This window comes from Gilliamella sp. W8123 (assembly GCF_016101085.1).
Classification (GTDB): domain Bacteria; phylum Pseudomonadota; class Gammaproteobacteria; order Enterobacterales; family Orbaceae; genus Gilliamella; species Gilliamella apis.
The window spans coordinates 114,240-134,750 of the sequence record NZ_JACFRE010000007.1; the positions used below are offsets into that span (position 1 = coordinate 114,240).

Below are 20,511 nucleotides of genomic sequence, written 5' to 3' on the forward strand. Positions count from 1 at the left end.
TATCGATAAAAAAACAGTACATTCATTGTAACAGTAAGGGATTAGGTGAAATAATGAGATTGATAAAACACTTAGCGGTGTTAAGTTTATTTTTGATGCTATGCGCTTGTGATAATCAGAAAGATAAAACAGTAGATTCACTACAGGCTGATAAAACTGAGGTAGCAACAGATGTCATTGACAATAAAACCAATGCTGTTGCAACAGAAACTTTAACTGAAGCTGAGGCTGGATCTCATAATGCCTTTAATCCAACACCAGAATTAATTGAAAAGTACAAAGGTAAACAATTAACTGTCATTGATAGTTCTGAAGTTATTATTGATGGTTCAAGTACTTTAGTAGTGACTTTTTCGGTACCTCTTAATCCTAAGTTGAATTTTTCTAATTTACTCAGATTAGTTGATAGAAAAACAGGTAATGTTGATGGAGCATGGGAATTATCTGATAATGGTTTAGAGCTAAAACATCGTTATCTTCAACCAAATCGACAACTGGTTTTAACCATTGATAAATTATTATCAGCTATCAACGACAGTCATTTAGAATCTGTTTACCAAAAAGAAATTACGACTCAAGACCGCCAACCTACAGTAGGTTTTGCAAGCTCGGGTATATTACTACCAAGTAAATCTATGAGCGGATTACCTGTCACAACGCTGAATGTAAATAAAATTGATATTAACTTTTTTAAAATTAAACCAGAAAAATTATCTAAATTAGTGGATGATTTTGGTTTTATTGATTTGCTTTCGATTTGGCGTTCAAAAGAATTGACTAAATATGCTGATTTAGTTTATTCATCAAGATTCGATCTTCATCCAAAACCTAATGCACAAGAAACAGTTTTAGTAAACCTTGCTAATATTGCTGAACTTAATCAAGAAGGTGTTTATATTGCTGTGATGAATGAAGCAGGTATTTATAACGAATCGAATCCAGCAACTTTGTTTTCAATTAGTAATATTGGTGTGTCAGTTCATCGTTATAAAAATGCTAAGATAGCAGTAATGACTCATGGTTTAGATAATGGTAAACCATTAGCAAATATTGATTTATCATTAATGTGTCGTAAAGATGAAAATAGAAAAAAATGTCATACAATTTCAGCAGTAACAGATAAAGATGGTTATGCTGAATTTGACCTAGGTAATAATTATGACTATTCGTTATTAACAGCCAGTGATGGCCAGCAAACTTCGTTTGTTAATATTGATCGTAATGCGCTTAATTTGACTGATTTCAATTTGTCCGGTAGTCCTTTTTATCAAAAACAATTGTTTGTTTTCGGACCTCGTGATCTTTATCGTCCAGAAGAAACCGTCTATTTTAATGCATTATTACGTAATGCTGATGGGCAATCATTACCAGATCAACCTATCATTGTTGATATTCTTTCTCCTGATAGTCGAGTGATTAAAAATTACCAATTAAAAAGTAATGCTGATTTAAATGGGTTATATCAGCAAACGTTTGATATTCCTTATGATGCCGCAACAGGTAAATGGGCAATTCGTTTTAATTTAGGCGATGATGATTATCGTTACTGGAGCTTTAAAGTTGAAGAGTTTTTGCCTGAGCGTATGGCAATGGAAATCAAAAGCACTACAAACGGGGCGGTTCTTAATAACGAAGATATTAACTTTAATGTTAAAGGTTGGTATTTATATGGTGAACCAGCAATAGGTAACAGTTTAGAAGCTAATCTCTATTTAAAGACCGTCGATTCAGTTACTGGCCTAGCTGATTTCAAAATTGGAAAAGTGACAGACGAAAGCCTATATCGTGAGCTTGATTCTCTTGAAGTTGAGTTGGATGATGATGGTTTAACTCAAATTGAGGTTAGCAAAGATAATTGGTCTGGATTACAGTCTCCTGCTAAATTGGTTTTACAAGCAAGTCTACTTGATTCAGGAGGTCGACCGGTTACACGTTATGCGACACAAACCATATGGCCGGCAGATAAATTACCTGCAATTCGAGCGCTATTTGAAGATTCACCATATTATGATTGGAATAAGGATGAATATTATGATCGTCCTACCGTTGACATTGACCATAATGCCGAATTTGAAATTGCTTATATTAATCTTGAAGGTGAAAAGTTAGCTACAAATTCACTAAAAGCTCGGTTGATTCGCGAACGTCGTAATTATTATTGGACTTGGTCAGATGAGGATGGTTGGCGAGTAAACTATAATTCTAGTGAATATATGGTTTCAGAAAATCAATTATCTATTGATGCAGGTAGTACAACAAAAATAAGTTTCCAACCAACTGATTATGGCTCTTATCGCGTTGAAGTTGTTGATCCTCAAACTAATGTTGTGACAAGTTTCCGTTTTTGGGCTGGTTATGATTGGGAAGATAATACTCGTGGCACAAAATCTGTACGGCCAGATCAAGTTAAGTTAACTATTGATAAACCATCTTATAAAGTTGGCGATATAGCCAGAGTGAATGTTCAGGCACCAGTTGCTGGCTCTGGTTATATCTCTTTAGAAAATAATGGTGGTACCATTTGGAAAAAATCAATAACTATTGATGAAAATGGTTTAGATGTTGATATTCCAATTGAAAATTGGGGACGACATGACATTTATATTAGTACTATGATAGTTCGTCCATCGACAGATGCTGCTGTACAAACAGTTAAACGAGCAATTGGGTTATTATATTTACCAATTGACACAACAGACCGTCAGTTAAATGTTGCAATCAATGCACCAGTACAAGTTGAACCAGAAACTACTGTACCAATAAAAATCAAAATGGATAAACAATTTATTCAACAGGATAAAAAAGTCACAGTTTTGGTTTCTGCAGTTGATTCCGGTGTGTTAAATATAACTGATTTTGTTACACCCGATCCATACACAGGATTTTTAGGTCGTAAACGCTATGATACCAGTATTTACGATGTTTATGGTAAATTGATTGAAGCTTCAGGTCGTAATGTTAACATGAGCTTTGGTGGTGATGCGATGGGTGCTGGTGGTAAAAAACCATTAAATGACGTCCTAATTGTAGCACAACAACTTGAAACTATTCAGTTAAATGATGAAGGCGAAGGGATAATTAACTTACCATTGCCTGATTTTAATGGTGAACTACGAATTATGGCGCAAGCATGGGATACCAATCGTTTTGGCAGAGCTGAAAAAACGATGAAAGTTGCTGCTCCTGTTATTGCTGAATTAACAACACCTCGATTCTTATCTGGCGGTGATCAGGCGATTTTAGCGTTAGATTTGCATAATTTGACTGGTAGTACGCAAAACATGCAAGTTGAGGTATCAACTAGTGGTTTGCTTCATCAAAATGAAACAAAATCGGTTACTGTAAAACTAGATAGTAAACAGAAAGATATTATTAAGATTCCTGTTGCTGCCGATTACGGTTATGGTAAAGGAACAATAAAGATAGATGTAAAAGGCATTTTGCTTGAAGATAATTCTGATTTCAATATAAGTCGTTCTTGGACAATTGGTATAAGACCTGCATATGCCGCAACTTCAAGATCTTATGTCTCAGCAGTAGATGCAAATGAAAGCTGGCAATTATCAGACCAAGCTTTAACTGGTTTAATCGAAAATACTGTTGAAGGACAATTAGTGGTCTCTAATCAACCTCCGTTAAATATTGCACAATATATTAAAAGATTATTTGCTTACCCATATGGCTGTTTAGAGCAAACTACGAGTGGCTTATTCCCATCTTTATATGCTAACAGTGAACAACTGGCGCAGTTAGGCATTAAAACTGATTCTGATGAAAAGCGCCGAGAAAAAGTTCAAACAGGTATTTCACGCATTTTATCAATGCAACGTAGTAATGGCAGCTTTGGTTTATGGAGTAACTATAGTGAAGAAGAACATTGGCTAACAGTCTATGCCACAGACTTTTTATTGCAAGCTAAAGAGCGCGGATATCAGGTTAATGATAAAGCGCTTGATGCTGCAATGACGCGTATTGGTCAATATATTTATGATGCCTCTGCATTTAATAATCTTAGTTATTACGGTGATTTAGACGTGCTTGAGTTTAATAAATTATCTATTAAAGCCTATGCTTTGATGATACTTTCTAAACAAGAGAAAATCACTGCAGCAATGCGTAATGAAATTAATTATTTAACCGATAAAATAATGAGCAGTGATACATCATTTATCTACTCACCATTACCATTAGCTCATTTAGCGGTAACAGCAAAATTAAATGGTTATCAGGCAACCTATGACAAATTATTGCCGTTAGTTTTTACTACTCCATATACATATAATGATAGGTGGTTAGGTAATTATGGTAGTACAGTTCGTGATCAGTCATTAATTCTTTCTTTATTGATAGAAAATAATATGGCGCAGAATAATCAAGCAAATTATCTATATAATTTGTCAGATTTATTAAATGATCAACGTTATTTCTCAACACAGGAATTAAATGCGTTATTTATTGCTGGTTGGACATTAGAACAACATAAAAGTGGTAATCAATTCAAAGTTTCAATAAATGGCAAAATTGATGATGTTGATTCAGTTGTTTCTCACTCCTATGATTTTGATGGATTAGCACAAGGATTATCTATTAATAATTCTGCTCATGATGAGCCGCTTTATATTAAATTTTCTGTTACAGGCTATGAAAAAACACCTCCAGCACCAACATCGCAAGATGGTTTTTTAACTATTAAGCGTACCTATTATGATTTACAAGGTAAAGAGATAATACCATCGAATATAGAAGTAGGTTCAATGATGGTTGTCGTTTTAGATGTAACAGCTCAAAAAGCTGTGCATGATGCCTTAATTGTTGATTTCTTACCTGCAGGTTTGGAGCTAGAAAATCAAAATCTTGCTAATAGCAGTGTAAATTTATCAACAATTCCATGGGTCGCTGATTTATTAAAAAATGAGGATATTAACGAGATTAAATATCAGGAATTTAGAGATGATAGATATGTTGCTGCGGTGAATATCAATACCTATGTCAATGAAAATAAATATCGTAAACGCGTTGCTTATTTAGTTAGAGCAGTGACTACTGGTGATTACATGATTCCTTATCCTTATGTTGAGTCTATGTATCGACCAGATCGGTTTGCTATAGGACAATCACTTGATTTGATGACAATATCCAGTCCTAGTAAAAAGGATAACAATGAAGAAGGTGATAAGTAATTTCACCATTACATTTTATAAAATGATTATTCCGCCAATATAGTTGGCGGAATTTTTTATTTCTAAATAAATTTAGCTGGATAATATAATAACGATAATGAAAAAGTGCTTTTATAAACTATTTAAATTCTTATTGATATTACTAGTTTTATTCGTTGGCAGCTTTTTTGTTGCTGATTATCTTTTTCCATTATCTGTTTCACAAAATAAAACTACGCAGACTGTTATCGCTGAAGATGAAACGCCATTATGGCGATTTGCTGATAAAAATGGTATTTGGCGTTATTCAGTTAGTCTTGATGAAGTTCCTGACTATTATCTAGACGTTTTATTAAATTATGAAGATCGTTATTTTTACGATCATATTGGTATTAACCCAATTTCTTTACTACGTGCTGCTTGGCAAAATATAACAAATGATAAAATTATTTCTGGTGGCAGCACTATTTCAATGCAAGTGGCTCGGTTATTATATCCTCATGATCGAACACTGCTTGGTAAGTTAAAACAGATTTTTCGTACTTTTCAATTAGAATTACATTATAGTAAAGAAGAAATTTTGACATTATATATCAATCACGCACCTTATGGTGGCACAATTGAAGGCATAGGGGCTGCAAGCTGGTCTTATTTTGGTAAACAACCCAAAGCATTAACCCGTAGTGAAGCTGTTTTATTAGCCGTTTTACCTCAAGCTCCTAGTCGATTACGACCTGATCGGTTTCCTGAAAGAGCTAAGCAAGCGCGTAACAAAGTCCTAGATAGATTGGCTGAATATCAAGTATGGTCAAATGATTTGATTGAACAAGTCCGACGAGATGAGGTTTGGGTTTATCCACGAAAGACTCCGCAGTTGGCTCCATTATTAGCTTATCGACTAAAACAGCAATATCCTAATGAGGATATTATACATTCAACCATTGATGTGTCTATCCAGTATAATTTAGAAGATTTAGCGATTAACCGTAAAAAACAGTTACCTCCTAAAACATCACTGGCTATTTTAGTTGTTGACCATACGGATATGACTGTAAAAGGCTATGTAGGTTCTGCTGATTTTAATGATAAAGAACGTTTTGGCCAGATTGATATGATTAGTTCATTACGTTCTCCTGGTTCTACATTAAAACCATTTATTTATGCCTTTGCTATTGATGAGGGTATGATTCATTCTGAATCTTTATTGCAAGATGTTCCTCGTATAACGTCAGATTATCGACCAACTAATTTTGATGAAGGTTTTTATGGCCCTGTTAGCGCATCAGAGGCATTAAGTAAATCACTGAATCTACCAGCAGTTCAGTTAATTGAATTATATGGTCCAAAGCGATTTACCGCCAAACTGGCTGGTATTGGTTTACCCTTATCCTCTATTGCTAATGAACCAAATATTTCTTATATATTAGGTGGCGCTTCGTTAAAAATGGATAATCTTGTTAGTGCTTACAGTGCCTTTGCTCGGCATGGTGAGGTGAGTCCGTTACGCTTTACTCAAAAAGAACCTTTAATAAATAAACCACTTATTTCTGATGGTAGCGCTTGGATAACAAGACAAATGCTAATTAATAGTAATTTATTAGCATATAAAACTGGTACCAGTTATGGTTATCGGGATGCTTGGGCAATTGGAATCAATCCAAGATACTTAATCGGTGTTTGGGTAGGGCGACCAGACGGTACTCCTGTTCCTGGACAATATGGTTCAATGTCAGCAATGCCAATTTTACAGCAAGTGAATTCAATATTATTAAACAGAGAAACTCGTTTGAATCGACCTATTATTGATAATGAAATGCCTAAATCAGTTTCTTCTATGAAAATCTGCTGGCCATTAGGACAACCTCTTCCAGAATCGGATGCGAATTGTCATCGGCAAAAAACGGCATGGGTATTGGATAAAATGGTACCACCAACATTAAGTACTTATAGCGAATTGAAAAACAACATTTACCGTTCTGGTTGGATAAATATTTGGGTAAATGAACGAGGTGAACGTGTCGCAGCTGATTGTTTAGGTGCACAAAAAAAACAGGTAGCATTATGGCCTGTTTCATTAGAAAATTGGTTACTAACTAAAGAACGAAGGAAATCAATATTACCTCCAATAGATAAAACATGTCCTGTAATGGGTAAGGATATCTTTTCTTCTCTCAATATTGTTGGGCTACGTGATAAACAATTGATTAGAGCTTTACCAGGATTTAATCAAGTGACTGTTGATCTAATTCCAGAAGGTGGTTATGGTGAAAAATGGTGGTTTTTAGATGGGGATTTAGTAGCTAATTCCCATAATAATGAAAAAGTTGCTTTAACAGTGACCAAAAAGGGGATACATCGTTTATTATTATTAGATGAAAGTGGTCAAATTGTTCGATTAACTTTTATATCAGATTAATAAAGGAATTCTCATATGGCTATACAACGCACATTATCAATCATTAAGCCCAATGCAGTTAACAAACAAGTCATAGGTGAGATTGAAACTCGAATATCAAAAGCAAAACTCAAAATCATTGCTATGAAAATGATTAAGCTGACAAAGTCTCAAGCTGAAGGCTTTTATGCTGAACATCAAAATAAGCCTTTTTTTGATAAATTAGTTAATTTTATGATTTCAGGTCCAATAGTTGTACAAGTGCTTGAAGGTGAAGATGCCATCTACCAATATCGCCAATTAATGGGACCTACCGATTTAAGTAACGCTGAGCAAGGAACATTAAGAGCTGATTTTGCCGATAACACCACAGAAAATGCAGTACATGGTTCAGACTCTATTTCATCCGCCGAAAGAGAAATTGCCTATTTTTTTGTAGATAGTGAAATAGTTGGATAATTGTAGAATAAGACAAATATCACAGATAAATGAATTTTATTTTTTATTGATTTATCTGTGAAATATATTAACTGGCAATATGTAACTTAAATGGTTGGCTTTGAAGATTTTGTACTGTTTCAGTATCTAAATGGTTATCGGTAATAATATCGGTAAAACGATTGAGTGGTATAGAGGTAAATAAAGAATAAGAATTGTATTTACTGCTATCTGCGACAAGTACTACTTTATCCGCCTTTTGAGCAAATCCTGCTTTAATTAATGCTTTGTCTTCAGTTGGTGCAGTTACACCTTTACTTAAACTCCATGAATTACAACTTACAAATGCAATATCAGGATTAATTTGTAGTAGCAATGAACGTCCATGTTCACCGATGCATGATTGACTACTATCATCAATTTTACCGCCAATGATGGTCACTTCAATCTGTTTAAACTCAGATAAAAAAAGAGCAATATGCAAATCTGATGTAATAACTCTGACAGGCATTTGGGTAATTCTTTTAGCAATTTCCAAAGTTGTTGTCCCTGCATCAAGCGCTATTGAGTCTCCAGCTTTTATTAGTTCGGCTGCAACATCTGCAATAAGCTGTTTTTCATTAAAATTTTTATGAATTTTTTCAGATTTAGTTGGTTGACTAGGAATAAAACGATTTAGAGTAACACCCCCATGAGTTCGACTAATTACTCCTTGTTGATCTAATTTAATTAAATCACGACGAATTGTGGCAGGAGAGGCTTCAGTAGCTATAACTAACTCTTCGACTGTGACTAAGTTATGAATCTTAAGATAATCCATGATTTGATCAAGTCGATTGTATTTACCCACTGAAAATTCTCCTTTTTGTTTTGCTATGTTTATTAATATTGTTCACTATGATAACAGTTCCGCTAATCGGATTGATTCTATCATACTATCGGCTTTTGCAATACCTTGCCATGCAATATCAAATGCGGTGCCATGATCGGCTGATGTTCTAATAAATGGTAGTCCGGCTGCGATATTTACCCCATCATAAAAGCCTAATAATTTAAGTGGGATATGACCTTGGTCATGGTACATTGCGACAACCATATCAAATTTACCTTGATGGGCTTGTAAAAATACTGTATCAGGTGCACATGGACCAATAGCATCAATGCCACAAAGCCGCATTTTTTCAATAGCAGGTGTAACAAATTTTATTTCTTCATCACCAAATAGGCCATGTTCTCCTGCATGGGGGTTAACACCAGCTACAGCAATTTTGGGATCAGAAATTCCTACTTTTTTAAGAAAGTCATCAGCAATTTTAATTACTTTTTCAATTCTATCACTACTTAATTTATCCAAAAAGTTTCGTAGTGAAACGTGTGTGGTAACATGAATCACTTTTAGTGAATCAGTATAAAGTACCATAGCGACATCTTTACTATTGGTGAGCTTCGCTAACAACTCAGTATGTCCTGGATACATGTGCCCTGCTGAGTGTAATGCCTCTTTGTTTAGCGGCGCTGTTGCAATTGCCGTAACTTCGCCCGCAAGAGCTAATTCTGTTGCTTTTTTTACACATCGATAAGCTAGATCTCCCGCTTGTGGTTGAATTTTTCCTGGTTGCAATGAATCGATATCTTCCAATTTTATATCAATTATATTAATCACATTTTTTGAGAAATCTGCTTCGCTAACGCTATTGATTATATTAAGATTAATGTTCTTAAATAATCCCATTTTTAATTGTTTTTTTAATAAATCAGCCGAACCAATTACAACCGAATTTATATTTTTTACAATATCTGATTGTAGTGCTTTGACAATAATTTCCGGCCCAATTCCTGCTGGATCTCCCATAGTTATCGCTACGATTTTTGACACAAGTTATCTCCTTATATGAAATTTTAAATTCAAATATTAATCTTTCTAAACTATATATTTTTTAATTTGAAAAATCCACTTAATTTGATTAAATTTAATCATAAATAATATTTGTGTGATCTTGGTCATAAAACTAATCATTTTAAATATAATTAAATGCTATTATTGATAATATATGATTCAAATAAATCAAAATGATTTATTTGAATCATATTTAGTGGATGATTTGTAAAGAAGTACCAATTATTATTTCAAAGGAATTAATATGAATATTTTAAATACGGTAAAAAAAATACCTGGCGGATTGATGGTTGTTCCGTTGGTTCTTGGAGCTATTACTAATACTTTTGCTCCACAAGTTTTTTCAATTGGAGGATTCACTGAAGCATTATTAAAAACAGGAGCTCCAGCTTTATTAGCTGCGTTTTTATTATGTAATGGCGCACAAATACAGATAAAACAGGCAGGTTTACCTGTTCTAAAAGGAGTTATCTTATTATTAGTTAAAGTTTTAATTGGTGCAATATTAGGTATCATCGTAAATTATTTTTGGGGTATATATGGTGTGTTAGGAATTACCCCTTTAGCAATAATTGCTTCATTAACCAATAAAAATGGTGGGTTGTATGCAGCACTTGCTGGAGAGTATGGAGATTCAACTGATGTTGGGGCTGTATCAGTCATCGCGTTATCTGATGGTCCTTTTTTTACTATGTTGGCTTTTGGAGCAACAGGTCTAGCTCAAATTTCATTTACCGTCTTATTAGCAGCCTTAGTTCCTATTCTACTGGGATTAATTCTTGGAAATTTAGATGATAATATTAGGAAATTTTTAGCTCCAGGTACAAGTATTTTGATTCCTCTTTTTGCTTTTCCTTTAGGTGCTGCTCTCAATTTTAATCAACTTATTAATGCTGGTATGTCAGGTATTTTACTAGGTATTAGCTGTGTTTTTATTACAGGTTTTGCAGGATATTTTGCTTTTAAACTATTTCGTTTTAAATTTCCGCAAGTAGGGGCTGCTGTAGGTGCAACCGCAGGAAATGCAGTTGCTACTCCAGCAGCTGTAGCAGCTGTTGATCCTACTTTCGCTGAAATAATGCCTCAGGCAACTGCACAGGTAGCTGCTGCTGTTATTGTTACTGCAGTTTTATGTCCAATCTTAGTTAGCTTTTTAAATAAGTTAGAAAATAAGAAAAAAGCAAAACTAGAAATGAAAGCTAAATAGGAGTAAATATAATGACAACCCAATATTTGATTGTTGCAGATGATTTTACAGGGGCAAATGATACAGGAATACAGATGAAAAAAAGAGGGATAAATGTAGATGTATTATTGTCTCCAGCATTTCATTCAAGTTCAATAGTGCTTGATACTGAATCAAGAAACCTTAATGCTAACGATTCATATTATAAAGTATTTAAAATGGTATCAGAAGTTTGTGCATTAAGTAAATTTGATATTATTTATAAAAAAGTAGATTCAACTTTAAGAGGAAATATAGCTCATGAAATCAGAGCTATTGCAGATGTTTATCACCCTGATTTAATTGTATTTGCTCCCGCATTTCCCAAAATGAATCGTATTACTAAAAATGGAAAACAGTATTTAAATGATGAACCATTAATGAATACTGAATTGACAAAAGATCCTTTAAGTCCTATTAAAACTGATAATTTAGCAGAAATTCTTAATCAAGCATTTAAAGAATCAGTCAGATATCATGAGGTATCTGAGTTAGATAATAATTGTTTCAATATTTCTGATGAGTATTTACATGTTATAGATATAGTATCAGATAAACAGATATCAGATTTATCAAAAATCCTATTGAAGCTTAATAAAAAAATTCTATATGTTGGAAGCGCTGGATTAGCTGAAGGCCTTTTCAACTCATTATATCCCACAGATCCTGTTCTAGGTGTTGTTGCAAGTATTAGTCAAGTATCAATTGAACAAATAAATTATGCTGAGTCAGAAGGAATTAATATTGTAAAAATTGAACCTGCTGATATATTTAACAATGAAACATATAATAAATATGCTGAAGAAATTTGCTTAAAATTGTCTCAAAAAAAGGATGTAATCTTAACAACCTGTAAGAGTAAATCTGATTATGAACAGACTTTAGCATTTTCAGAAGAAAATGGTATTCTTTTTCATGATGCAATAACTAAAGTTAAAGAATGTTTAGGATCTATTGTAGATATTGTATTAAAAAATGTCTCTATTTCTGGATTGTTTTTAACCGGTGGTGATACTGCCGTTAATATTGTTAATAAAATTCAAGCTGCAGGATGTTGTATTAAGCAAGAAATATCCCCCGGAATTGTGATGTCAACATTAATTCATGAACGTTATGGTAATATTAAAATTGTAACAAAAGCGGGAGCATTTGGGACCAAAAAAGATATCGTTACAAGTATAAATAAGTTAAAAGAAAAATGATTTTTTAAAATTCAATATTGAAATAATAAAAACGTCAATTTTGGGCGTTTTTATTATTTTTAATATAATTTAACTTTAAACATATAACCAATAGTTATATAGATGTAAATATTTGTTATTTATCCTAAAGACTATTTATTGTTAGACTTTTTATGTAAATACCTCTCTTATTAAGGATGTTGTCATGAAATTTCTAACTAAATCATTAACAGCTGTAGCTTTGATTAGTACACTATTAGGCGTGAACACTGCTTATGCAGATCGTTTAGACGATATTGAAAAACGAGGTGAGATTAAGATTGCTGTATTTGATAGTAATCCTCCGTTTGGATTTATTGATGAAAAAACCAATAAAATTGCCGGGCTAGATGTTGATTATGCTAATGAAATAGCTAAAGCATTAAATGTAAAAGTGGAACTTGTTCCAACTAATCCAGCTAATCGTATTCCATTACTTACCTCGCAAAAAGCGGATTTGATCGTTGCCAACTTTACGGTTACTGATGAGCGAGCTAAAACAGTTGATTTTAGTTTGCCTTATTTTGCCACTGGTCAGAAGTTTGTGGCTAAAAAAGGATTGTTAAAAACAGCTGATGATCTTAAAAATCTTCGTATAGGGGCTGATAAAGGGACTGTAATGGAAATTACGTTACGTGAAAAGTTCCCAACCGCTAAAGTGATTTCTTATGATGATACGCCTTTTGCTTTTGCAGCATTACGTAATGGAGTGGTACAAGCTATTACTCAAGATGATGCTAAGTTAATTGGTTTACTCGCAAATGTCCCAGAAGAACAACGTGCTGTTTTTGAAATTTCACCATTTAGTATTACTGAAGAATATCAAGCTGTTGGTGTTCCAAAAGGTGAAACTCGTTTAAAAGAAAAAGTTAATCAAATATTGTTAAAACTTGAAAATGATGGTGAAGCATTAACTATTTATAACCGCTGGTTTGGTCCAGATACAAATTCTGCGATGCCTCGTGGTGATTTCAAAATAGGTAAAGGTCAATAAATTATATGTATGAGCAATTACTAGAGCCACGTTATTTGTGGTGGTTGTGGGATGGTTTTTTAGTCACTATGGCTATCTCTTTTTTAACAATTATCTTTTCTACCACATTAGGATTTTTATTAGTTATTGCTCAGCAAAGTCATATTAAAATTATCAAAGGCGTTGTTATTGGATATAACGCCATTTTTCGTTATTCGCCATTACTACCGCAACTTTTTTTCTGGTATTTTGGTATTGGTAATTTGTTACCGATTGAGTTTAAATTATGGTTATTTGATGAACCAGAAATTCAACTGTTTTTGTTCACTCTAAAAATGCCATCTTTTGAATTTATTATTGGTTTAATTGGTTTAACATGTTATTCCAGTGCTTTTATTGCTGAAGAATTCCGGGCTGGTATTATGGGGGTGAGTAATGGACAAGAACAAGCCTCATTAGCGTTAGGTCTCACTCGTTGGCAGAGTATGCGATTTATTATTTTACCGCAAAGCTTTCGTATCGCTTTTCCTCCATTGATCGGTCAATATATGAATATTATCAAAAACTCATCGCTAACCATGGCAATAGGTGTGTTAGAACTATCTTATGTTTCTCGTCAAGTAGAAACCGAATCGTTAAAAACATTTCAGGATTTTGCAGTAGCAACTTTTTTATATATTTTCGCTATTGTTATTGTGGGTACCCTAGGCAATATTTATCAATCAAAATATTTACAAATAGGCAAGGTCTAATACGTTATGGATTTTAAGGGTTTTGAAATTATTTGGCATAATCTCGATTATCTTATTTTTGGTAATTTCCCTGGTGGCGTAGTATTAACATTGTTAATGAGTTTTGCTGCTATTGTTTTTTCGACCATTATGGGTATTTTCGCGGGAGTCGGTTTAACGGTTTGTGACGGATTTTTACGTAAACTTTTAGTTATTGTATTAGGTTTTTTAAGAGCGATTCCCGTTATTATGCTCATATTTTGGACTTATTTTTTATTGCCAGTTTTATTAAATATTGATGTGCCAGCTATCACTACTGTGATTTTTGCTTTATCATTAATTGGTGGTGCATACATTGGTCATTCTGTTCATGCAGGAATGGTAGCTATTGGCAAAGAACAATGGCAAGCAGCTTCTTCATTAGGTTTCACGAAAACCCAAGTCATTATTTTTATTATCTTGCCACAAGCATTAAAAATGATGTTACCTTCCTTTGTTAATCAGTGGGTATCATTAATTAAAGATACCTCTCTAGCTTATATCGTTGGTGTTGCAGAGTTTACCTTTATTGCTACCCAAATTAATAATCGTAGTATGGTTTATCCTACAGAGATTTTTTTGTTTGTTATTATGGTTTATTTTATTATTTGTGCCACACTTGATTTTACCGTATCAGTATTACCAAAATATCATTTATTTTCTCGCAAAAAATAGCTAGATGGTTTGTTTTAATAGTATTGAGCAAAACATCTCTAAAAAAGTCAAAAAGGTTATTAAGGTTCTTTTAAGCTTTGTTTGCTAAATTATAAGTAAATATTATCAATATTGGTTTTGATATGTTACTTAATATGAACACTCATCTTTTTTTATTAATTAATGCTCAAGAACACGCTTCGAAGTTGTTTATTCTTTTTGCTGTGTTTTGTGCTAATTACTTAATATTGCTACCTATTGGCTTATTAGGAATATACTGTATATACAAACCAGTATATAGAACATTGGTGATAAAAATTTTAATAAGTTTAGCATTGGTGCTAACTGTTACTTTTATTATGAGGCATCTATTTTATTCGCCACGGCCATTTGTACTTAATGTTGGTACTAATTTTTTAACTCATGATAAAACGAGTTCGTTACCGAGTCAGCATGCTGTTTTTATTTGGACTATCTGTTTTTCTATTTATTTAAATTATAAAAAGCAATTTAAATCGTTTGCTTATTTATCTACTGTAGTTGCTTTGCTTGTTTGTTGGAGTCGTATCTACTTAGGGGTTCATTGGCCACTAGATATTCTAGTTGGTATGTTATTAAGTTTTATATCAGTTTATTTAATTAAAAAATTTTGGTTTCTATATTACAAAATTTATAAATGATTAAAAATTTAAGTTGTTCAAGGTTAGGCATATACTAGTTAACTATGCTAGTTAGGGTATTTTTCAAATCTACTTAAGGTTGAACTATAATGAAAATACTTATAGTCGAAGACGATAGTTTATTACAAAAAGGGTTATACGATGGTATAACGTCTGATGGCTATGTTTGTGAAGTGGCATCTAATGGTAAGCAAGCGGAAGAACATATAGAGTTTTCGCAATTCAGTTTAATTATTCTTGATTTGGGACTGCCAGATTGCGATGGTTTAGATTTACTCACTCGTTGGCGTAAAAAACAAATTGAGGTTCCTGTTCTTATTTTAACTGCCCGCGATACTATTGAAGATAGAGTAGAAGGTTTAGATCTTGGTGCTGATGATTATTTAATTAAGCCTTTTGCTTTAACTGAATTACTAGCAAGAGTCAGGGCATTGATTCGTCGAAATCAAGGAACAGCTGATAATGTTATTAATTATGGTCCGATTAGCATTGATATTAAACGACAAACAGCGACATTAAATGGACAAGAAGTTATATTAACACCTAAAGAGTTTATTTTATTGTCTAGATTAATGTTAAAAGCTGGAGAAAAAGTACATCGTAATTTATTGCAAAATGATTTATATGATTGGCAAAGTGATCCTAGTTCAAATGTGCTTGAGGTTTATATTCATGCGTTACGAAATAAATTAGGTAAACATTTAATCAAAACTGTACGTGGATATGGTTATCAACTCAATATTGATAATTAGCTATTATTCTAAATTTAGTGAATGATAAATTTATGATTGAAAAATCCTTGACCAAGATCCGTCATAGTATTCGTTGGAATCTTTTTTTTACTTTAGGCGCTATTATGTTAATTTGCCAAATTATTACGGTATTTTGGTTATGGCATGAAAGTAAAGAGCAAATTGATGTTCTAGTTAATTTAACATTAAGTAAAAATAAAATCGACGAAGTAGTTGAGCACGAGGAGTTAGAGGCTATTTTTGCTCTGTTTTGTTCAGCTTTTTCTATGATGGCTGTGACATTATTTTTAGCTTATAAAGCTATTAAATGGATTACTAAACCTTTAGAGATTCTGGAAAAGGATCTAAATCAAAGAACCGCGGATAATCTTAAGCCGATAAAGCCAATTAGTAATATGCGTGAAATCAAATCGATTACGTTGGTATTAAATAATTTATTTGAGAGACTCAATAATACTCTTTCGCAAGAACGTCTATTCACTGCCGATGTTGCTCATGAAATGCGAACACCATTGGCTGGTATTCGTCTGCATTTAGAATTACTTGAAGCAAAAAATAAAATCGATTGTCGTGAATTAATTGAACGTATAGATCGTTTAGTCAATACCGTAGAACAACTTTTAATGCTTGCTAGGGCTAGTCAAAAATTTACGTTAGGTCAGTATCAAAAAATTAATTTTTATGATGATATTCAAATACCACTTTTTGATGAATTAACCGAACTAACAGAACAAAAACAACAAACAATTGAATGGCAAATTACTAATAAGATTACTTTTAGTGGCGATGCTACTCTGATTCGTTTACTGATTCGCAATCTTGTTGAAAACAGTTATCGATATAGTCCAAATAACAGTAAAATTACGATATGCTTTTATAAAGACATTCAAGATATTATTATTACTGTTCAAGATGAAGGTTGTGGTATTGATGAATCAAAGACTGAAAATTTAACCCAAGCCTTTTTCCGAATGGATCGTAAACATAATGGAATAGGGCTTGGCTTAAGTATCGTTAATCGAATTACTAAATTACATCATGGGCAATTTACATTAAGAAATCGGCAGGACCGTCAAACAGGTACTATTGCCGAAGTTAGACTTAATGATTCACTTCATCAATTAACTTAGTTATTAAATTGTTATATTGATTTTCTTTAATAAGTGATGACAAAAAACGTTGCCAAGTGCGTTCTATTTTTGCTTTGGCAAAAAATCCGACATAATTAGCAATCGGAATAAAGGTTGAATTACCTATATTATCAATAATGATTAAGCGATTGTTTTCAGATGACAAATGCTGAAATAAAATATTTTTACTCTTGATTGTCATGGTAATAATTCGATCTTTTAATAACGCTGTTTTTAATGCTTTAAGTGATACAACTAACTCACTATAATATTGTTGAGTTAATTGTTCGTGAAAGAGATATTTTTCTAACGGTGTAGCAATTTTCCCATCATAGTCCCTAATTAATTCAAAAACATGTCCTTGTCCAAAATTAGTTGTTACTGGGCCATAATATTTTGCTAAAACATCCCACGATATTTTGCGTTTTATAAGATGTTTATAATAAGCAATTTCACGGTTTGTTTCCTCTTCGGCACCATCATTATAATTTACTTTGATACATTTATTCGGATCATCTGGATGGTGGTAGCACTTTCTATGTAGTCCTTTGCTTATATAATCTTTTTCAGTAAGTTGAATTAATTTTTTCATCAATTGATATCGTGTAATTAAAGGTTAACTAAAAGTGTAGCAGTTAGTGTTTTTTATCGCTATGGTTTTTTTATTATAAGTTCTAGCGCTTTTATAATATTTCTGTATAATATTGCCACCCACGTTACAACAGTGTTCTTCCCAACACTGTTTTCGATTGTCAAAATTAGTATAGCAACTCGAAGGGGTTAGTTAGTTAATAGTAGCAATCAAAAAGTGTAAATAAATCAAATGATTTATTAACGTGAGATTAATTAAAATTTGGATAAATACGAATGAGTACTTTTTCAGCTAAACCAGAAACAGTTAAACGCGACTGGTATGTTGTTGATGCAGCAGGTAAAACGTTAGGTCGTTTAGCTACTGAAATCGCAAGCCGTTTGCGTGGTAAACACAAAGCAGAATATACACCACATGTTGATACAGGTGACTATATTATCGTTATCAATGCAGAAAAAGTTGCTGTAACAGGCAAAAAACGCACTGATAAGATCTATTATCGTCATACTGGTTACATCGGTGGACTTAAAGAAGCGACTTTTAAAGAAATGATTGAACGTCATCCTGAACAAGTCATCGAAATTGCTGTAAAAGGCATGTTACCGAAAGGTCCTCTTGGTCGTGCAATGTACCGTAAACTAAAAGTTTATGCAGGTAGTGAGCACAATCATGCGGCACAACAACCGCAAGTATTAGATATTTAAGGGGATAGAAGATGGCTGATAATCAATATTACGGTACAGGTCGCCGCAAAAGTTCCGCTGCTCGAGTGTTTATCAAACCAGGTAGTGGAAATATCGTTATTAATAAACGTTCATTAGAGCAATACTTCGGTCGTGATACAGCTCGTATGGTTGTTATGCAACCGCTTGAGTTAGTTGAAATGACTGACAAACTTGATCTTTATATCACTGTTAAAGGTGGTGGTATTTCAGGTCAAGCAGGTGCAATTCGTCACGGTATTACTCGTGCATTAATGGAATATGATGAAACTTTACGTTCTTCATTACGTCAAGCGGGCTTTGTTACTCGTGATGCGCGTCAAGTTGAACGTAAAAAAGTGGGTCTACGCAAAGCTCGTCGTCGTCCACAATTCAGCAAACGTTAATTGCTACGTTACAAATTTGTTTCAAAAACCCAGCGCAAGCTGGGTTTTTTTTCTGTTTTATTTATTACTATATAAATTTAGATAACAACCACCTAAATAAAAATAATTTATTATTATTCAATATGATATATCATAAATATTTTATTCTCATCTAAAAATATAATCTTTTTCTAAGACGAAAAAAATACAAATCTGAGAAAAAACAAAAAGAAAATTCATTTTTTTTAACAAATTTGTTATCCAATTTGTTAGAATAGTCATTAATATAAACTTATTTAAACTTTTTGCATATTTGGAGTGAACATGGTTGTTGCTGTTAATAAACGTTCTGTAATGACATTATTTTGTGATACAACAGATATTTATGGCCATCAGATTCGTTTTGTGTTGGCAGAAAAAGGGGTAACAGCTGAGATCGAGTTTGTTACAGCAGATAATCTACCTCAAGAATTATTGGATTTAAATCCCTACGGTTCAATTCCAACACTAATTGATCGTGACCTTACCTTATATGAACCACATATTGCATTAGAATATTTAGATGAACGTTTTCCTCATCCACCGTTAATGCCTGTTTACCCAATTGTAAGAGCGAATTCTCGATTAACCATGTATCGCATTAAGAAAGAATGGTATAGCGCTTACGAAACAATTTTAGCTAATCCGGACAGCGAAGCAGCTAAACAAGCACGTAAAAATTTACTTGATGATCTAGTATCAATCTCGATAATGTTTAAAGAAAAAGATTACTTTATGAGTGATGATTTTACATTATGTGATTGTTATTTTGCTCCTCTACTTTGGCGTTTACCTATGATTGGTATTGAGTTGCCAAAAATAGCCGAGAAGAATTATCTTGCTTATATGGCTCGCATTTTTGAACGTCCAGCTTTTATAAGCTCTTTAACTGAAGATGAAAAGAAAATTAGAGCGTAATAGTTTATTTTTTATCTAACGACAGATTAGCAATTAAACAAGGTAGCCGTTATGGAAATTGATAACATGACTCCTCGTCGCCCTTATATCTTTCGGGCTTTTTATGACTGGATATTAGATAACGAATTAACTCCGTATATTGTGGTTGATACATCTGTATATGGTGTATTAGTACCGCAAGAGTTTATAAAAGATAATCAAATCGTACTTAATATTGCCCCGCAATCGGTCGGTCAATATTTAGCTAATAATGAACAAATCGAATTTAATGCTAGGTTTTCTGGTATACCTCAACATATTGTTGTACCCATGGCGGCTATTGAAGCTATTTATGCTCGTGAAAATGGTGTTGGTATGGGATTTGAGGATGAACCATATTATAAAGCTCTCAGAGAAGGTGCGAATAAACCAGCAGAAAATGTTAAACCGAAGCCAGTTAATCCTTTCCGAGTTGTCAAATAATTATTCTTAATTACAAGAATAATCAAATTTTTCACTATCTTATTTACAATATTATTATTTAGTCATAAATAGGATAGTCTTTTTTTGTCTGTAATATCTATAATAGTAATAGCCAATATA

The 20,511-nt window shown here is 33.0% G+C and carries 18 protein-coding genes; 15 read left to right on the top strand and 3 right to left on the bottom strand.

The window, feature by feature from the left end:
• The first annotated feature begins 53 nt into the window (after positions 1–53).
• From H3T56_RS09760 to ndk, 3 genes are all read left to right on the top strand, one after another.
• Positions 54–5,180, top strand: coding sequence for an alpha-2-macroglobulin (locus H3T56_RS09760; RefSeq protein ID WP_198192841.1), 5,127 nt, complete (start codon positions 54–56; stop codon positions 5,178–5,180).
• Positions 5,181–5,277: 97 nt separating this feature from the next.
• The gene (pbpC, locus tag H3T56_RS09765) at positions 5,278–7,575 is read left to right on the top strand and encodes a penicillin-binding protein 1C (RefSeq protein ID WP_198192843.1); all 2,298 of its coding nucleotides are present in this window, start codon (positions 5,278–5,280) and stop codon (positions 7,573–7,575) included.
• Between the two features lie 15 nt (positions 7,576–7,590).
• Complete coding sequence (ndk, locus tag H3T56_RS09770; protein ID WP_034901386.1) at positions 7,591–8,013, top strand: nucleoside-diphosphate kinase; 423 nt, start codon at positions 7,591–7,593, stop codon at positions 8,011–8,013.
• Between the two features lie 67 nt (positions 8,014–8,080).
• Here ndk and H3T56_RS09775 read toward each other — a convergent pair whose 3' ends face one another.
• A complete protein-coding gene (locus tag H3T56_RS09775) occupies positions 8,081–8,842 on the bottom strand; it encodes a DeoR/GlpR family DNA-binding transcription regulator (RefSeq protein ID WP_198192844.1) in 762 nt (253 codons plus the stop codon).
• Between the two features lie 45 nt (positions 8,843–8,887).
• On the bottom strand, positions 8,888–9,868 hold the full coding sequence (gene pdxA / locus H3T56_RS09780; RefSeq protein WP_198192846.1) for a 4-hydroxythreonine-4-phosphate dehydrogenase PdxA: 981 nt from the start codon (positions 9,866–9,868) through the stop codon (positions 8,888–8,890).
• A 265-nt stretch (positions 9,869–10,133) separates the two neighbouring features.
• Here pdxA and H3T56_RS09785 point away from each other — a divergent pair, with 265 nt between their 5' ends.
• The 8 genes from H3T56_RS09785 (at position 10,134) to pmrB (ending at position 17,293) form a co-directional block, all read left to right on the top strand.
• Positions 10,134–11,096 carry a 2-keto-3-deoxygluconate permease gene (locus H3T56_RS09785; protein ID WP_065614291.1) on the top strand — a complete coding sequence of 321 codons (963 nt, stop codon included), beginning with the start codon at positions 10,134–10,136 and terminating at the stop codon, positions 11,094–11,096.
• An 11-nt stretch (positions 11,097–11,107) separates the two neighbouring features.
• Positions 11,108–12,316 (top strand): four-carbon acid sugar kinase family protein, encoded by a 1,209-nt coding sequence (locus tag H3T56_RS09790; protein WP_065577996.1) that lies wholly within the window; start codon positions 11,108–11,110, stop codon positions 12,314–12,316.
• A 184-nt stretch (positions 12,317–12,500) separates the two neighbouring features.
• Positions 12,501–13,328 carry an ABC transporter substrate-binding protein gene (locus tag H3T56_RS09795; RefSeq protein ID WP_065577995.1) on the top strand — a complete coding sequence of 276 codons (828 nt, stop codon included), beginning with the start codon at positions 12,501–12,503 and terminating at the stop codon, positions 13,326–13,328.
• A gap of 5 nt (positions 13,329–13,333) precedes the next feature.
• Positions 13,334–14,059, top strand: coding sequence for an amino acid ABC transporter permease (locus H3T56_RS09800; RefSeq protein ID WP_034901374.1), 726 nt, complete (start codon positions 13,334–13,336; stop codon positions 14,057–14,059).
• A 6-nt stretch (positions 14,060–14,065) separates the two neighbouring features.
• Positions 14,066–14,752 (top strand): amino acid ABC transporter permease, encoded by a 687-nt coding sequence (locus H3T56_RS09805; protein ID WP_198192847.1) that lies wholly within the window; start codon positions 14,066–14,068, stop codon positions 14,750–14,752.
• Between the two features lie 134 nt (positions 14,753–14,886).
• Positions 14,887–15,411 carry a phosphatase PAP2 family protein gene (locus H3T56_RS11795; RefSeq protein ID WP_165754888.1) on the top strand — a complete coding sequence of 175 codons (525 nt, stop codon included), beginning with the start codon at positions 14,887–14,889 and terminating at the stop codon, positions 15,409–15,411.
• Between the two features lie 89 nt (positions 15,412–15,500).
• Entirely contained in the window at positions 15,501–16,163 is a 663-nt protein-coding gene (pmrA, locus tag H3T56_RS09815; RefSeq protein ID WP_034901372.1) for a two-component system response regulator PmrA, read from the top strand.
• A 32-nt stretch (positions 16,164–16,195) separates the two neighbouring features.
• On the top strand, positions 16,196–17,293 hold the full coding sequence (gene pmrB / locus H3T56_RS09820) for a two-component system sensor histidine kinase PmrB (RefSeq protein WP_198192848.1): 1,098 nt from the start codon (positions 16,196–16,198) through the stop codon (positions 17,291–17,293).
• On the opposite strand, the gene H3T56_RS09825 is transcribed toward pmrB, so the two are convergent.
• Complete coding sequence (locus H3T56_RS09825) at positions 17,265–17,885, bottom strand: YrbL family protein (protein WP_065614287.1); 621 nt, start codon at positions 17,883–17,885, stop codon at positions 17,265–17,267. The two genes, pmrB and H3T56_RS09825, sit on opposite strands and share 29 nt — an antisense overlap.
• A gap of 275 nt (positions 17,886–18,160) precedes the next feature.
• Here H3T56_RS09825 and rplM point away from each other — a divergent pair, with 275 nt between their 5' ends.
• From rplM to H3T56_RS09845, 4 genes are all read left to right on the top strand, one after another.
• Positions 18,161–18,589 carry a 50S ribosomal protein L13 gene (gene rplM / locus H3T56_RS09830; protein ID WP_034901369.1) on the top strand — a complete coding sequence of 143 codons (429 nt, stop codon included), beginning with the start codon at positions 18,161–18,163 and terminating at the stop codon, positions 18,587–18,589.
• Between the two features lie 11 nt (positions 18,590–18,600).
• Positions 18,601–18,993, top strand: coding sequence for a 30S ribosomal protein S9 (gene rpsI / locus H3T56_RS09835; RefSeq protein WP_034901366.1), 393 nt, complete (start codon positions 18,601–18,603; stop codon positions 18,991–18,993).
• Positions 18,994–19,296: 303 nt separating this feature from the next.
• Positions 19,297–19,929: a glutathione S-transferase N-terminal domain-containing protein gene (locus tag H3T56_RS09840; RefSeq protein WP_065577990.1), complete on the top strand. Its 633-nt coding sequence runs from the start codon at positions 19,297–19,299 to the stop codon at positions 19,927–19,929.
• A 51-nt stretch (positions 19,930–19,980) separates the two neighbouring features.
• Positions 19,981–20,391, top strand: coding sequence for a ClpXP protease specificity-enhancing factor (locus H3T56_RS09845; RefSeq protein ID WP_065650875.1), 411 nt, complete (start codon positions 19,981–19,983; stop codon positions 20,389–20,391).
• Positions 20,392–20,511 lie beyond the last annotated feature (120 nt).

Excerpts from the sequence above, each read along its gene's own strand:
- H3T56_RS09760 (WP_198192841.1), top strand. The coding sequence starts at position 54 with ATGAGATTGATAAAACACTTAGCGGTGTTAAGTTTATTTTTGATGCTA.
- pbpC (WP_198192843.1), top strand. The coding sequence starts at position 5,278 with ATGAAAAAGTGCTTTTATAAACTATTTAAATTCTTATTGATATTACTA.
- ndk (WP_034901386.1), top strand. The coding sequence starts at position 7,591 with ATGGCTATACAACGCACATTATCAATCATTAAGCCCAATGCAGTTAAC.
- H3T56_RS09785 (WP_065614291.1), top strand. The coding sequence starts at position 10,134 with ATGAATATTTTAAATACGGTAAAAAAAATACCTGGCGGATTGATGGTT.
- H3T56_RS09790 (WP_065577996.1), top strand. The coding sequence starts at position 11,108 with ATGACAACCCAATATTTGATTGTTGCAGATGATTTTACAGGGGCAAAT.
- H3T56_RS09795 (WP_065577995.1), top strand. The coding sequence starts at position 12,501 with ATGAAATTTCTAACTAAATCATTAACAGCTGTAGCTTTGATTAGTACA.
- H3T56_RS09800 (WP_034901374.1), top strand. The coding sequence starts at position 13,334 with ATGTATGAGCAATTACTAGAGCCACGTTATTTGTGGTGGTTGTGGGAT.
- H3T56_RS09805 (WP_198192847.1), top strand. The coding sequence starts at position 14,066 with ATGGATTTTAAGGGTTTTGAAATTATTTGGCATAATCTCGATTATCTT.
- H3T56_RS11795 (WP_165754888.1), top strand. The coding sequence starts at position 14,887 with ATGAACACTCATCTTTTTTTATTAATTAATGCTCAAGAACACGCTTCG.
- pmrA (WP_034901372.1), top strand. The coding sequence starts at position 15,501 with ATGAAAATACTTATAGTCGAAGACGATAGTTTATTACAAAAAGGGTTA.
- pmrB (WP_198192848.1), top strand. The coding sequence starts at position 16,196 with ATGATTGAAAAATCCTTGACCAAGATCCGTCATAGTATTCGTTGGAAT.
- H3T56_RS09825 (WP_065614287.1), bottom strand. The coding sequence starts at position 17,885 with ATGAAAAAATTAATTCAACTTACTGAAAAAGATTATATAAGCAAAGGA.
- rplM (WP_034901369.1), top strand. The coding sequence starts at position 18,161 with ATGAGTACTTTTTCAGCTAAACCAGAAACAGTTAAACGCGACTGGTAT.
- rpsI (WP_034901366.1), top strand. The coding sequence starts at position 18,601 with ATGGCTGATAATCAATATTACGGTACAGGTCGCCGCAAAAGTTCCGCT.
- H3T56_RS09840 (WP_065577990.1), top strand. The coding sequence starts at position 19,297 with ATGGTTGTTGCTGTTAATAAACGTTCTGTAATGACATTATTTTGTGAT.
- H3T56_RS09845 (WP_065650875.1), top strand. The coding sequence starts at position 19,981 with ATGGAAATTGATAACATGACTCCTCGTCGCCCTTATATCTTTCGGGCT.